The 14,836-nt window shown below is 62.3% G+C and carries 11 protein-coding genes; all 11 read right to left on the bottom strand.

Going from position 1 to position 14,836, the window contains the following annotated elements; translation table 11 throughout:
• Positions 1-85: 85 nt before the first annotated feature.
• Entirely contained in the window at positions 86-877 is a 792-nt protein-coding gene (locus tag FJW08_RS22935; protein ID WP_224595433.1) for a DUF1194 domain-containing protein, read from the bottom strand.
• A gap of 151 nt (positions 878-1,028) precedes the next feature.
• Positions 1,029-3,590, bottom strand: a complete 2,562-nt coding sequence (locus FJW08_RS22930) for an FAD-dependent oxidoreductase (protein WP_140812408.1) — start codon at positions 3,588-3,590, stop codon at positions 1,029-1,031.
• 151 nt (positions 3,591-3,741) lie between these two features.
• Positions 3,742-4,500 (bottom strand): FkbM family methyltransferase, encoded by a 759-nt coding sequence (locus FJW08_RS22925; RefSeq protein WP_140812407.1) that lies wholly within the window; start codon positions 4,498-4,500, stop codon positions 3,742-3,744.
• Positions 4,497-5,729 (bottom strand): hypothetical protein, encoded by a 1,233-nt coding sequence (locus FJW08_RS22920; RefSeq protein WP_140812406.1) that lies wholly within the window; start codon positions 5,727-5,729, stop codon positions 4,497-4,499. The genes FJW08_RS22925 and FJW08_RS22920 overlap by 4 nt, the downstream gene beginning before the upstream one ends.
• Before the next feature lie 17 nt (positions 5,730-5,746).
• Positions 5,747-7,210 carry an aspartate aminotransferase family protein gene (locus FJW08_RS22915; protein ID WP_181183017.1) on the bottom strand — a complete coding sequence of 488 codons (1,464 nt, stop codon included), beginning with the start codon at positions 7,208-7,210 and terminating at the stop codon, positions 5,747-5,749.
• A gap of 70 nt (positions 7,211-7,280) precedes the next feature.
• The gene (locus tag FJW08_RS22910; protein ID WP_140812404.1) at positions 7,281-8,288 is read right to left on the bottom strand and encodes an NAD(P)-dependent oxidoreductase; all 1,008 of its coding nucleotides are present in this window, start codon (positions 8,286-8,288) and stop codon (positions 7,281-7,283) included.
• Positions 8,285-8,719, bottom strand: coding sequence for an EamA family transporter (locus FJW08_RS22905; protein ID WP_140812403.1), 435 nt, complete (start codon positions 8,717-8,719; stop codon positions 8,285-8,287). The genes FJW08_RS22910 and FJW08_RS22905 overlap by 4 nt, the downstream gene beginning before the upstream one ends.
• 124 nt (positions 8,720-8,843) lie before the next feature.
• Positions 8,844-10,193 carry an FAD-binding oxidoreductase gene (locus tag FJW08_RS22900; RefSeq protein ID WP_140812402.1) on the bottom strand — a complete coding sequence of 450 codons (1,350 nt, stop codon included), beginning with the start codon at positions 10,191-10,193 and terminating at the stop codon, positions 8,844-8,846.
• Between the two features lie 2 nt (positions 10,194-10,195).
• On the bottom strand, positions 10,196-11,629 hold the full coding sequence (locus FJW08_RS22895) for a UbiA family prenyltransferase (protein WP_140812401.1): 1,434 nt from the start codon (positions 11,627-11,629) through the stop codon (positions 10,196-10,198).
• 226 nt (positions 11,630-11,855) lie between these two features.
• Entirely contained in the window at positions 11,856-12,119 is a 264-nt protein-coding gene (locus tag FJW08_RS22890; protein ID WP_181178483.1) for a hypothetical protein, read from the bottom strand.
• 154 nt (positions 12,120-12,273) lie between these two features.
• Complete coding sequence (locus FJW08_RS22885) at positions 12,274-14,763, bottom strand: mechanosensitive ion channel family protein (protein WP_140812400.1); 2,490 nt, start codon at positions 14,761-14,763, stop codon at positions 12,274-12,276.
• Positions 14,764-14,836 lie beyond the last annotated feature (73 nt).

The following is a 14,836-nucleotide window of genomic DNA, read 5'->3' as shown; positions in this document are numbered from 1 at the left end:
AAATTGTTCACAGAGGCCGATGGGCTTGTCAATCGACAGGAACGTGTTTGCGTGGAAAGCAGCCGGCAACCGGTTTCAGATTGTTCTACCTGGTGTCGGGCATCCAGTTGCGGTTGCGCCACATTTTCTCGCCGACCTGGCAGTCGGCGGCGGGTTTGTCCTGCGCCAGCACCACTGGCGGGTGATCCGCCTCCTCCGCCGCCCATTGGCGCGACGCCGGGCCGGCAAGCTCCAGCACCAGCTTGCGGCGGATGGCTTCGGGAAATTGCGTCCAGTCGTTGACCGGGATCATGAAGGCGCCGGCGCCGCCGATGACGCAGTCGCTGTAGTAGCGGTCGAGATCGTTGACGTCATAGACGCCGGAAAAGCCGCCTCGGGTCATCAGCGGCAGGCCGTTGATGACGATGCCTTGCCTGACCACGCCGTCGCGGGCGAGATTGACCGGCGCGCCCTGGTTGTTTGGCCCGTCGCCCGAAATGTCGATGACGCGCTTGGTTCCCTGGTAGCCGCTTTCGGCGAAAAGGTCGCTACCGAACTCCAGCGCACCGGAGATCGAGGTGCGCCGCGCGCTGTCGGGCGGCTGGGCCGAAAATTGCGCCACAACCCGCTCGGCGTCGGCCCGGCTTGCGATCACCGTCCACGGCACGATGACGCGTTGCCAGCTGGTACCGGCCCATTCGACATAGGTGACGGCGATCTTGCCATAGACGCCATCGGCGATCGCCTGCAGCACATTGTCATGCGTCAGCGCCGCTGCGTAGCCATGGCGCTGGATCTCAAGCTCATCCGCCGACATCGACAGCGAAACATCCACCGCCAGCACCAGCTCGACATCGACCGGCTCGTCCGCGCGGGACATTGGCGCCGGCCAGAGCATCAGTCCCAGTACGGCAGAGGCGGAAAACAGATGTCTTGCGCAGGGCAAACCAGACATTCCGCGAGGGTAAGCCAGAATCGCCCACCGAAAAAGAGAAAAGCCCGGCCTTTGCCGGGCTGATCCAATCTGTGCGCGCCCTGGCGTTGGGCGATCAGCTCCGCGGCTTCAGATTCTCCGGGTCGTAAAGCGGCTTGTAGCCGACGCTTGCCACCTCGACCGGATAAGTCTCGCCGAAATACTCGACCTTGAGCTTGCGGCCCTCCTGGGCATAGGCCCAGGGCAGATAGGCGAGCGCGATGTTCTTGCCGATGGTCGGACCATAGGCGACCGATGTTGTGAAGGAGCGGCGGCCGAGTTCGTCAACCAATGTTTCCCCGCTCTCGGGGTCCATCACCGGCATGATGCCGACGGGATAACGGGCGACACCCTTGGAATCCGTATTCTCGGTCATCACCAGCGTGCACAGCATGGCGGGCTGATGCGCGCGTTCGCGATACCCCACATGCTTGGCCTTGCCGCAGAAATCGTTCTCCTTGACCTTCGGTCGGGCAAGGTCGGCCTCGAGCAGATTATACTCGGTCAGGAGATCGGCGTTCTGTAGCCGCAGGCTCTTCTCCATGCGGCGCGTGTTGGCGTAGGTCTCGACGCCGAATGGCATGACACCGGTCGAGCGCAACGCGTCCCAGACGGCGAGACCATCCTCGTAGCGCATATGCAGTTCCCAGCCCTGCTCGCCGACATAGGAGATGCGGAAGGCGGTGACATCCTTGCCGCCGATCCTGACCGGCTTGATCGCCGCGAACGGAAAATTCTCCGGCGAAAGCCCATCCGGGTTCTCGACCACCTTCTGCAAGGTCGTCCGCGCGTTCGGTCCCCAGATGCCGATGGTGACGTACTTCTCGGTCACATCGGTAATGGTGACGTCGAACCCTTTGTCCTGAGCCGTACGGCGCATGTACTGGAAGTCGCGCGGCCCGGCGTCGGCGCCGTCGATCAGCCGGCAGCGGTCGGCCATGCGGATCACGGTGAAGTCGGCGCGCACCATTCCTTCCTCATCGAGGAAGTGGGTGTAGATGCCCTTGCCGATGTTGTTGTCGCCGCCGATCTTGGCCGCGCACAGCCATTCCAGCAGCGCGACATGGTCGGGCCCCTCGATGTCATACATCGAGAAATGCGAGAGGTTGACGATGCCGCAATCCTCGCTCATCGCCAGGTGCTCGGCGTTGGAGACGCGCCAGAAATGGCGGTTGTCCCATTCGTTCTCGCGCACCGGCACCCGGTTGCCATACTTCTCGAGCAGATGCTCGTTGGTGGCATAGCCATGCGCGCGCTCCCAGCCGCCGAGCTCCATGAAATAGCCGCCGAGTTCCTTCTCGCGCTCCCAAAATGGCGAACGCCTGATATTGCGGGCCTTGGAGAAGGGTTCGCGCGGATGCACCGCCGGATTGTAGACCTTCATCGCCGTCTCGGTGCAGCGATCCCAGATGAACTGTTCCTTAGTCTGGTGTGGATAGAAGCGCGCATAATCGATGGCGTGGTGGTCGATCTCGGTGCGGCCGTCGGTCATCCAGTCGGCGATCAGCTTGCCCATGCCGGGGCCGTCCTTGACCCAGATGGCAACGGCATACCAAAGGCCCCTCACCTTCTGGCTTTCGCCCATCGATGGGCCGCCGTCGGCGGTCACCTGCAGCAGGCCATTGAACGAATGGCTTTCGTTATAGCCGAGTTCACCCAGGATCGGCGTCAGTTCCATGGCGCGTTCGAGCGGCGCCAGGATCTGCTCCATGTCGAGGTCGCGCTGCGACGGCGACAGCCGCGCCTGGTCCTTTTCCAGGAGATCGCGCGGATGGCAGAGGCGCGGATTGGCCTCTTCGTAATAGCCCCATTCGATCTGGCCGCCCTCGGCGGTCTTGGGATCGCCGGTGTCGCGCATATAGGCCGAGTTGCCCTGGTCGCGCAGCAGCGGCCAGCCGATCTCCTTGCCGGTGCCGGCGAACTCGGTGTAGGGGCCGAAGAAGGTCAGCGGATGGTCGATCGGCATGACAGGCAGGTCCTCGCCGACCATTTCGGCGATGAGCCGGCCCCAGATGCCGGCGCAGACGATGACATAGTCGGCCTCGATCGTGCCGCGCTCGGTCACCACGGCGCTGATGCGGCCGTCCTTGACGACGAGCGACTTCGCCGGCGTGTTGGCAAAGGATTTGAGCTTGCCGGAGGCTTCAGCCTGGTCGACCAGCTTGCCGGCGACCGTCTGTGAGCGCGGAATGACGAGACCGGCGTCCGGATCCCACAGGCCGCCCTGCACCAGATCCTGTTCGATCAGTGGGAATTTTTCCTTGATCTCGGCGGGTTCGATCAGGCGTGCGCGCGTGCCGAAAGCCTTGGCCGAAGCGATCTTGCGCTTGATCTCGTCCATGCGGCTGTCGTCGCCGACACGGGCGACTTCCAAGCCGCCGACGCGCGCATAATGACCCATCTTCTCGTAGAAATCGATGGAATAGAGCGTCGTCCAGCACGACAGGAAATCGTGGCTGGTGGTGTAGCAGAAGTCGGAAGCGTGCGCGGTCGAGCCGATGTCGGTCGGGATGCCCGACTTGTCGATCCCGACAATGTCGTCCCAACCGCGCTCGATCAGATGATGGGCGATCGATGCGCCGACAATGCCGCCGAGGCCTACGATGACGACCTTCGCCTTTTTCGGAAACTCTGCCATTGCCCGCGACTCCAGAATGCTGTTGCGGGCGGCTTCGGCGCCCGTTTGATCGGCGCACAATATGCAGGCGACGGGCACGGCGCTACCGCCTGTTTGCGACACGCCGCGGATGCGGCGCGACCCCTCCCAAATCAGGGAAAACAGCTACCCATCAGGCAAATGCCCAGACATCCTCGGCCTGGAAACCGACCTGGTAGCCCGCCGTCTTCAGCTTGACCACGACCTGACCGATCTCCAGGGCAGGCAGAGCACCGACCTCGACCTTGATCATACCGGGACGATAGCGCTTGAGGTCGAGCTGCTCGAATACGATCCAGTCTGCGCCTTCGCAATCGACGAGGAAGGCATCGATATGGGTGATGCCATTGCGGTCAAGCAATGTCTGCAAGGTCTCCGATGGCACCTCGATGTCTTTCAGGTGCGGCGCGAACTTGTTGAAATTCGCGTCGGCCTCGCCCCAGGCATTCTTGCCCGACATCAGATTGGTGTCCGTGACCGACGAGCAGCCAATGAACTCGATCGGCAGCGTGCCGGCCTCGAGCGCGGCCGCGTCAAAGGTGTGGACGGTGATCGTACCTTTTGTCCTCGTCACTGCCACCGGTTCGATGACGAAGCGGTCCGTGTCGGGATAATTGGCGCGCAGCCGTTTCTGGTTGTACGGGATTGGCTCGACCAGCATGGCGCGGGCCGTTGGAATGCGGTGCAGCCACGGCGTCACGTCATCGAACAGCGCACCATCGCAGGCGCCCACATTGACCATCTGGAATGGCCGGCCGCTACCACCGAAGCGTGCCTTCAGCGCCGCTTTGGCGAGGAACTTGGTGCCGCGCAGCGATGGCCCGCGATCCAGCAGGCCGGCGGGAAGGCCAAGCGACAGGGCAATGCGCGCCAGGCTGGAAACTGAGCTCATGATTTGTCTCCTGGTATGACGTGCAAGGCGACGCGGTGCTGGCCGCGGGCGACCGCCGCCCACAGCGCCATGAAGGGCGATGCCAGCAGCAGGAAGGGCGGGACCAGATGCGGAAAATAGATGCGCGTGTCGTGGATCGGGAAGACGGTGAATTTGGCCAGCGCACCGAGCACCAGCGCCGCAAACAGGATACCGGCGCGGCGACCGAGCCCGAAGCCGGCACGGTTGGCCGCAAACCAGCCGGCCAGCGCCAGCACCGAGACCCCGACCCAGCTGTTCAGATTGACGGCGCGCAGCAGCGAGGTGGCAAACGCCCGGAGATAGGCGGTGACGGAAAAAGCCGGCTCGAACCCGTCCATGTTGTAGTGCTGTTCGATGCTGGAGAACCACAGATGCGGCCACCAGCCTGGATGATGGGCCCAATGCGAAATGGCGAAATAGGCGAGCAGCGAGGCGGCAAAGCCCGCCAATGCGCCCCATGCCTTCTGCCGGAACACGACCAGCAGCACTGCGAAAACGGCAAGGAACACGATGTTGTCAGGCCGCACCATGAAGGCAAGGAAGAGCAGGATCGCCGTCGCCGCCTCGCGGCCTCTAATATAGGCATAGAGCCCGCCGAGCAGCAGCGCCGACGTGAGCAGGTCAGGCGTCGAGGCGCGCGCCGCATCGCCGAAATCGGCCATGGTCAGCACCGCGCCGACCACCGGCGCCAACGCCAATGCCTTTTCCCCACGCAGCCAGAGCAATGTGATCGCGCCGAACAGCAGTACCGAAAAAACCTGCACCAGCCGCATCGCCTTGATCGGCGACATTACGGAACTCAGCGTCGACAGGATCTCGGCATAGAGAAACTTGATCCGGTACATGCCGAGCAGCGAATGGAAGTCGGCGGCGTTCTGCGCCATGTGGCTGCGAAAACCGCCGCCATCGTCGGTCAGCGCCTTGTAGTCGCCGGCCGACACACCCGATTTGACGGTGTTGAAGGCATAGTCATGCAGCGTCTGCGCATCGGGATGGGCGCCCTCCTCGGCTATCGCGAGATAGGGCAGGATGTCCCAGTTGGCATCGGGCATCACCCAGGCCGTGAACGCCGTCAAAAGGATATAGAGCGCGAAAGCCGCCGCACCGATCGGAGCCGCCAGCCGTGCATAAGTCCGCTCGCCCCACGCCAGACCGGCTTCGGCGAACCGGTCAAGTGGATTTTGCGGAGCGGGCGACGTGGTCAGCATGTCTGATCAGCGAACGTTCAACGGACCTGGCTTTTCACGAAGTCCTTCACGATCGCCACGATGCCGCGTGACAGCAGGCTGTCGAAGGCGTCGACGAAACGGTCGACATGTTCGCGCTGGCAGATCAGCGGCGGCTCGAGCCGGATGACGTTGCGGTTGTATTCGGTGAAGGCGACGAGCACGTCATAGTCGCGCAAGAGCAGCGCGCCGACGAAGCCGGACAGCGAGCCTTTCAGCTTGTCGTCGAGCACGCTGACGATGGGGCGCAGCACCATCGGCAAGGTCTGCGAGAAGTCGTGGAACTCCAGGCCGATCATCAAACCCTTGCCACGCACGTCCTTGATGATCTTCGGATATTTTTCTTTCAGCGCCTGCAAGCGGGTCAGCAGATAGTCGCCGGTGATCGCGGCGTTGTCGATCAGCCCCTCGTCGTAAAGCACGTTGATGCCCTCGATCGCGGTGGCACAGGCTTCGCCCATGCCGCCGAAGGTGGCCATGGCGTGGATCATCGCCGTCTTCGGCGTGCCATAGGCCTTCATGTAGATTTCGCGACGCGCAATCATCGCGCCGACCGCGGCCTTGCCGGCGCCCAGAGACTTGGCCAATGCCGTCACATCAGGCACGACGCCATAGTGCTCGAAGGCATAGAAGCGGCCCGAGCGGCCATAACCGCACTGCACTTCGTCGGCGACCCACAGCACGCCATGCTGGTCGCACAGCGCGCGCAGCTTCTGCCAGTATTGCGCCGGCGCCTGGATGATGCCACCGCCGCCCTGGATGGTTTCCAGCACGATGACGCCGATCTCCGGATTGGAGCAGAACAGGTACTCGACCGCCTCGATGTCGGCGAAGGGGATGCGGACCGTATTGTCGGCCATCTTGAAGTCGGCGCGGTAGAGCTGGCCATCGGTGATGCCCAGCACGCCCTTGGTCTTGCCGTGGAAGGAGTTCTCCGCATAGGCGATCTTCGGCCGCTTCGGGCCGGCGGCGCGTTCGGCAAGCTTCACCGCCGCTTCCATCGCCTCCGAGCCGGACGAGCCCAAAAATACCATGTCGAGGTCGCCGGGCGAGCATTTGGCGATGTTATGCGCCAACGCGGCCGCATATTGCGACATGAAGGCGATGGCGATCTCCTGGCGCTTTTCTTCCTGGAATTTCTTCCTCGCTTCCAGAATGCGCGGATGGTTATGGCCGAAGGCCAGCGACCCGAAGCCGCCGAAGAAGTCGAGGATCTTGCGGCCATTCTGGTCGATGTAGAACATGCCCTCGGCACGCTCGATCTTGATCTTGTGGAAGCCGAGCAACCTCATGAAATGCAGCTGGCCGGGGTTCAGATGCGCCTTGAACAGGTCGGTCATCCGCGCCACGTCCATCGCCTTCGCCTGCTCGACGCTGATCAGGTCGGGCTTGGCGATGGTGGCGGGCGAAAGCGCCGGCGCGCTGACCAGGGTGCGCGCATTCGTCTGTTCCGGCTTGGCCATGATGGTCATTTCAATCTCCTGTCCGCGCCTACGACCAGCGTCGTGCGCCATAAAACTGTTTGGCTATCCGCTATTCGGCGGGCACATGTTTGGTGGCGACGGCGTGCCCGGCCTTCTTGGCACGGTATTCGCAGTAGGCGGCGATCAGCATGTCCTCATCGCGATATTGCGGGACCCAACCGAGCTGGCGCTCGGCCTTGGACACGTCGAGCACGCATTCCTCGTCGGCGATCAGATATTGCTCGGGATCCATGATCGGCAGGTTGATGAGATCGAGCAGGTCGAGCGTGCGCTTGACCGCCCAGCCGGGCGTAGGCAGCAGGATCGACTTCGAGCCGGCATGTCGGATCAGGTCGCCGAGCAATTTCTTCACCGGTGGCGGGTTGAGCGAGCCAAGATTATAGGCCTCGTTGGGCACACCGGCCTTCCAGGCGGCACGTGCGGCCTCGGCGCAGTCGAACACCGAGATGAACTGATAGGGGTTTTTGCCCGAACCGATCATCGGCACCGGAAAACTCCAGTCGATCAGCTTGAACAGTTTTTCGAGGATGCCGAGGCGGCCTGGCCCGATGATCAGGCGCGGGCGAAACAGCGAGATCGACATACCGCGCTGGCGCCATTCGGCGGCCAGTTCCTCGGTCTTCTGCTTCGACCAGCCATATTCGCCGAGTGGCGCGACCGGGTGCTCCTCGGTCATCGGCTGGGTGACCGTGTGGCCGTAGATCATGTCGGTCGTATAGTGGACGAGCTTGGGGGCACCTGCCTTGTCCATGGCCTGCATGATGTGCTCGGCGCCATGGAAATTGACCGGGAAGAAGAAGTCATGTCGCTTGGCACGCACCTGGATCGGCGACAGCATCTTGGCCGACAAATTGTAGACCATGTCGTCGGCCTTGAGCCCGACGGCGGCGACCGACGCCGGATCGGTGACATCGCACTTGATAAAGCGGACATTGCGGTAATGCGCGAAGTCGTTTTTGACGATGTCGGCAACGACAACCTCTTCGCCATCGGCCACGAGCTTCGGGGCAAGATGGCGGCCGACGAAGCCGTCACCGCCGAAAATCACATGTCTCATCGAACGATCTCGTTTGCTTGTATCTTGTCGGAGATGATGGACGCGGTCTGATCCTCATGCCCTCGCCCACTTTGCGCGATCAGCACCGTGCCGACGCAGATGCAGGCAATGCCGGCGATGCGCCAGCCATTGAGATCCTCGCGGAAGACGAAATAGGCGAAGATCGCGACGGCGACGTAAGCCAGGCTCAGGAACGGATAGGCGAAGGAGAGTTCGACCTTGGACAGCACATAAAGATGCGAGGCCATCGAAATGACGAAGGTGCACAGGCCAAGGAAGACCCAGGGGCTGAAGACGATCTGCAGCAGCTTGATCAGCGGATTGGTGCCCTCGAACGAAATCGGTCCGAGCGATATCATGCCTTGCTTCAGCATCAGCTGCGCAGCGGCATTGGTCATGACCGTAAAGAGAATGAAAAAGATATATTTCATTTCAGCCCGCCATCCTCGTGATATTAGCTAATACAAACCTAAAAATATTTCGTGAACTCACAAGACTGTTTTGGGTAAACCTTGGTGTTAAGCATTCGGAAACCATGATTCATTCTAGTTTTACCTATTCGGCCGCCTCGGCGCCGCGCCGCCGCAGTTCGATGCTCCCGGCCGTGCGCGCCCAGAAATCGGACATGAAGGCAGGGTCGCGCAACGCTTCCAGTCTCGGCCAGTCGGCGAAGGAGGCGGCGAAGGTCGCAGCGCCCATGCGCGCATCCTTGTAGGGGTTGACCGCGCCACCGGCCGCTATGGTCATGCGGTCGAGTTCGCCGAGCAGGGCAAGCGTCGCGGCTCCCTTGTTGGGGAAGTCCAGCGTCAGCGTGTAACCAGGCCTCGGGAACGACAGCAATGCCGGCGAGCGGACCGCGCCGAAGCGCTTCAAGACGGTGAGGAGCGACCCCTGCCCGGCCTGCCGGGCAGCCTCGAGCAATGCCGGCACGATCGTGCGTGCTGCCTCTTCCGGAACCACGCTCTGATGCTGGAACAGCCCCTTCGGTCCATAGAGCCTGTTCCAGTCGCGAACGCCGTCGAGCGGGAAGAAGAAGCCCTGGTATTCGATCTGGCGCGGCACGGCAGCGCGGCCCTTTTTCCACCTGTAGGCAGCGTTGAACGCGGTCAGGAATGGCCGGCCGAGCACGTTGAAAGGCGGCTGGAACGGCACGGAGAATTTCCCGCTCGCACGCACGGCCACATGCGAGCCATGCTCGGCATGGTTGCCGGTAAACAGCAGCCCCCGTCCGCTGTTGCGGCCACCGGCAAGCTGGTCGATCCAGGCGACGGCATATTCATTGGCCTGGTCCGCCGCTTCGGCGAAGTCGAAATATTCGCCGAGATCGCGGAACCGCGTCGTCTTTTCCATGATGTCGAGCGACGGAACCCGCATCAGCCGGATCGAGGCCGACAGGATCAGGCCGGTGAGACCCATGCCGCCGATGGTCGCCCGAAACAGCCGCGGATTGTCAGTCGCCGAGCAGCGATAGCTGCGTCCATCCGACCGCAGCACCGTAAAGCTTTCCACATGGCAACCGAAAGTGCCGCGCCGGTGATGGTTCTTGCCGTGGACATCGTTGGCAATTGCGCCGCCGAGCGTGACGAATTGTGTGCCGGGGACCACCGCCGGAAAGAAGCCGTGAGGCGCGGCATGTGCAATGACATCCGCAAGCAGCACACCGGCATCCGCTTCGAGCAGACCGCTCTCGGCGTTGAAGCCGCGAATGCGGTTCAAGGGCCGCATGTCGATGACCGTACCGGCCTGGTTCTGACAGGAATCGCCGTAGGACCGGCCATTGCCATAGGCAAGCAGCGATGCTTGCCTCGCCTGGCCACCCTTCAGCAATGCAATGGCGTCATCGGCATGGATCGCCCTTGCCGCTGGCGGTGTGGCACGGCCAAAGCTCTGGAAGCGTTCGGCCATACTTACCAGCCCCCGATGACCAGCAGCACGGCGCCGATCGCCACCACGATCTGGCTGCGCCAGTCGCTGATGATGAAGACGACCGGGTCGTCGTGCATTTCGTCGCGGCGCGCCAGGATCCAGACGCGCATGGTGAGATAGAGCACGATCGGCGCCAGCGGCCAGATCAGCCAGGGATGCGGATAGAGTTGGCGCACCGCGACGCTGTCCATGTAGAGCGCCAGCACCAGCGCCGAGGAGAAGGCCGAAGCCATGCCGGCCTGGGCGACGATCTCCTGATCTTCCGTGCGATAGCCGCGGCCGGCAATGCGTTCGCCTGGCGGTATGGCTGTGGTGCGCAGTTCGACGAAGCGCTTCACCAATGCCAGCGAGAGAAAGAAGAAGATCGAAAAGGCGAGCAGCCAGAACGACACGTCGACGCCGGTCGCGGCCGCGCCGGCGAGCACGCGGATCGTATAGAGCCCGGCAAGCGTCAGCACGTCGACCAGAAGCATGCGCTTGAACGACAGCGAATAGGCCGTGGTAACGACCATATAGCCACCGAGCACCCCGAGGAATTCGATCGGCAGAAGGCAGCTGGTGCCGACGCCGATCGCCAGCAGCACCGCGATTGCGCCGAGGCCGAACGGGATCGAAAGTGCGCCGCTGGCAAACGGCCTGTTGCGCTTGGTGGGATGCTTGCGGTCGAGCGCAAGATCGAAGAAATCGTTGAGGATATAGATCGCCGACGCTACTGCGCTGAACGAGATGAACGCCAGCAAACATTGCCAGATCATGTTGGGATTGAAATATTCGTGCGACAGCATCATCGGCACGGCGATCAGGGAGTTCTTCAGCCACTGGTGGACGCGCAGCATCTTGACGATGGTCCGCAATGTCGGCTTCGGCGCCGGCATCGTTTCGGCGCCATGCGCCGCCTGCCAGCGCGCGGCATGACGGTCCGGCGCCACCACGATCGCGCTGCGCGCCGCGTCGAAGACCTGGAGGTCATGGCGGCTGTTGCCGGCATAGTCGAAACCGGCATCGCCATAGGCATCGAGGAGCGAGGCGCGCTTCTTGCCCGAAGTGAGATTGTCGAGGCCGTCAGTGGCCAGCACCCGATCGAAGATGCCGAGATGGACAGCAATGGCATCGGCGAACTTGCGCGGCGTGCCGGTCGCCAGAACGAGCTTGCGGCCTTCGGCGTGCTCGGCGCGGAGCCGGTCGAGCAGCGGCGCCCGATAGGGCAGCATCGCGGGGTCGATGTCGATGCGCTGGGCGATCGCCTGCTTCAGCCGCGCTGGCCCGCCGGCCGCCCAGAAAGGGACAAGGAAGAGATAGAGCGGGTTCTTCTTGAGGAGGATGAACAGTCCTTCCCACAAAAGGTCCGTCGCGATCAGCGTGCCATCGAGATCGACCGCAAGCGGTATTGCGTTCCTGTCCGACCGCGCGTCCATGCCCGTCCTGCCCTGCCAGCGTGTGATCCGGAAACCGGAATCCCGTTGAGCGCCGTGTTTCGGCGTCTTGGACAGCGGTATAGCGGGGGATCGCCTAGCAAACGTTAAAACGCAGGGTTGCAAGCGGCTGCCGAGGCGGTATTTTCAGCGTCATTGTTAAACAACCGCTACCGGAAACGATAAAAGGCAGGACAAACGCCCGGCCTTTCCAATCATGCCGCAGAGACTACTTGATGCGGGCGACGCCGCCGGAAATCTCGACGGTTTCCGAACCGGTCAGAGCTTCGAGGTCACCGTTCGGCAAGGTGACGAAGCAGCCGTTCTGGCAGAACTCGACGGTTTCACCGCCGGCCAGCGCGAGCTCGGTCTTGCTGCCGCCCTCGGTCACGACCAGCGTGCGGGTCTCGGCGTCCTTGTTGACCGCGCTTGCGGCATGGGCCGAGCCGCTCACGGCGAGCATGGCCAGGGCAGCGACGAGAGACTTCCACATTTTGCAGTATCGGTGTTCCCACCGCCTCTGTTGCATTTCACAAGGCATTTTCGCCTTTGCATGGGAGCTTATATGAGATGGAAGCTGAACCGCAACTGAATGCCGCATTCATGCCGCAATTGGCCTTGGCGACGTGCAACCCTGAAATTCCAATCTAATCCGGATCGGGCTTGCGTGTCCTGCGGCCCGATTTGGCTTGACGCTTCGCCTCGGCTTCGGCTTGCGCTTTGGCCTCCTGCTGCTCCGCGAAATCGGCCTCGATCTTGTCGTCATCGGTCGGCCAAGCCACGTGCTTCTTGGCCTCGACGACCGCGCGCGGCGTGGAAGGGATTTCGATGTGCTGGTCGACGAATTTCTCCAGCACGGTGAAGCGGACGTCGTTCTGCACGACGTTGCCGTTCGTCACATCGGCCAGGAACAGACGAATCTCGAATTCGAGCGCGGCGGGTCCGAAATTGGAAAACAGCACGAACGGCTCGGGGTTCTTCAGCACCAGCGGATGGCTGCGCGCGATATCCAGCAGGACGGCGTGAACCTGCTTGACGTCGCTGCCATAGGCGACGCCAACCTTGATGTCGATGCGGCCGAGCTTGTTGCGGTGCGTCCAGTTGCCGACGGCATTGTTGATCAGGTTCGAATTGGGCAGGATCACCGACTGCCGCTGGAAAGTCTCGATCTCGGTGGCGCGCACGCTGATCTTCTTGACCGTACCGCTGACGTCGCCGGCCACGATCCAGTCGCCGACCTTGAACGGGCGTTCGGCCAAAAGGATCAGGCCGGAGACGAAATTGGACACCACATTCTGCAGACCAAAGCCGATACCGAGGGAAAGCGCACCCGCGACCAGCGCCAGGCTGGAGAGGTCGATGCCGGCCGCCGAAATACCGACCAGCGCGGCGAGCGCAACGCCGGCATAGCCCACTGCCAGCCGGATCGAGTTGCGGACCCCGGTATCGACCTTGCCGCGCGCCATGACCGAGCCGTCCAGCCAGCCCTGGAACCAGCGCGTCAGGAAATAGCCGATGACGAAGACGACGATGCCCGAAAGGATCCCGGTGACCGAGATCGTCACCGAACCGATGGTGATCCCAGTCGCCAGCTTGTAGGCCCAAGCTTCGATGTCGCCGGGCTGGAAGCCCCACATCAAAAGGATCAGCGGCAGGAACACCAGCACGATCATCACGTTGATGGCGATGCTGACGACCAGGCCGAGCTGGTCGAGTGCGGTATCCTCGTAGCTGGAATTGGCCGACAGCCAGCGCCCGACCGACGTGTTGGTGAAAGCGCCCTCCTCGCCGATCGCCTGCGCCGACAGGAAGCCGATATAGGCGGTGATCAAGGCTGTGCCTGTGACCACGACTTGCAAGGAGACAAAGAGCGCAAGGCCAATATAGCCAAGCAAGGCGGCTATGATTGTGAACAGGCCAAGGGATAGCGACAGGTAACGCAGCCATGCGGGCCAAGGTCGCCAGCTACCGTCGCGCGCCTTGAACGGCCGCAGCATCGCCATCAGGATCAGGATGATGCCGACGACGATGGTGGCGACGAAGCTGCGCGCGATCGTCAGTGACAGGGGCGACCCCATCTTGTCATTGATCACCGAGAGGAAGGTGTTGAAGCTGATGACCACGGCCATGGCTGTGGCCAAGCGGACCAGCCAGCGCGCCGGCCCGGTCTCGACAGGGATCAGGCGCCAGTTCGGCAGCCGCGGCGAAAGGGCTGCGTTTGTCAGCCGGTTGACGCAGAACACCACTCCGACGACCATCGCAAGGGCATTGAGAAAGAGGCCGATATCGCCGCGCAAGACATTGTAATAATTGAAGAAGAAGATCGTCGATCCGAGAAAGGCGCCGACTGCAAGCGTCGGCAGTAGGGTCGACCAGAAGGCCACCGAAAGGCGAGTGAGATAGGACGGGTCCTCGTTGGTCGGATCGGCTTCGAAAACCCGTCCGAACAGGCGCCTGCCGCCGACCAGCAGCACCAGCGCAAGGCCGAGCGCCACGAAGGTTGCCGCGAGGATGGCCTGGAACTTGAACCTGAAGGCGAAGCTCAGCCAGGATGACACTGCCTTGTAAAAATTGCCGAACTCTTCCCGGGCATCGGAAAAGACCTGCGGGCTCAAGGCGTCCGAGAGCACATAGCGCTTGGTCAAAAGATTGCGGAAAAGCGCGCTGCGCATGTTGCCGATCTTGTCGATCAGCCCGCTGATACGGATCGACAAGGCCTGAGCTTGCGAGATGACCGCGTTGATCTCCGCCTTTTCGGACGTCAGCGCCTGGCGTTCGCCGCTGACGATGCCGGGCTCCGCCGGTTGGCCGGCGGCAGGTGCCGGCCCGAGCTGTTCGAGCCTGCTGTTGATTTCGCCCAGGCGTGTCCGGAACGCCAGCGCGCTGGTCAGCGATTGCCGTGACAATTCCTCGAGTTGCAGGCGGATATCGACGAGGTTGCTGTCGTCCTCGCCATCCTGTTGTATCTGCTTCTCGAAATTGTCGGCCTTGGTCGTCAGGCCCTGGATGATCTTCTGCTGGTCGGCGACCAGTCCCGCGGGCGCCTGGCCAACGCCTTGCGCCGCCGCCTCGAACGACAGCGGCGCCGAAACGACAAGCGCCAGGATCAATATGAGGCGAAGCAATCGAAAAAACATGATGGATCGGCGACTCGCGGGCGGCAAAGGCATTCAAAAAGCCTGTCCTTGATAAAGACGGCCATATCATGGG

Source organism: Mesorhizobium sp. B3-2-1 (assembly GCF_006439515.1).
GTDB lineage: Bacteria > Pseudomonadota > Alphaproteobacteria > Rhizobiales > Rhizobiaceae > Mesorhizobium.
This window is presented reverse-complemented; position numbering and strand designations above follow the sequence as displayed.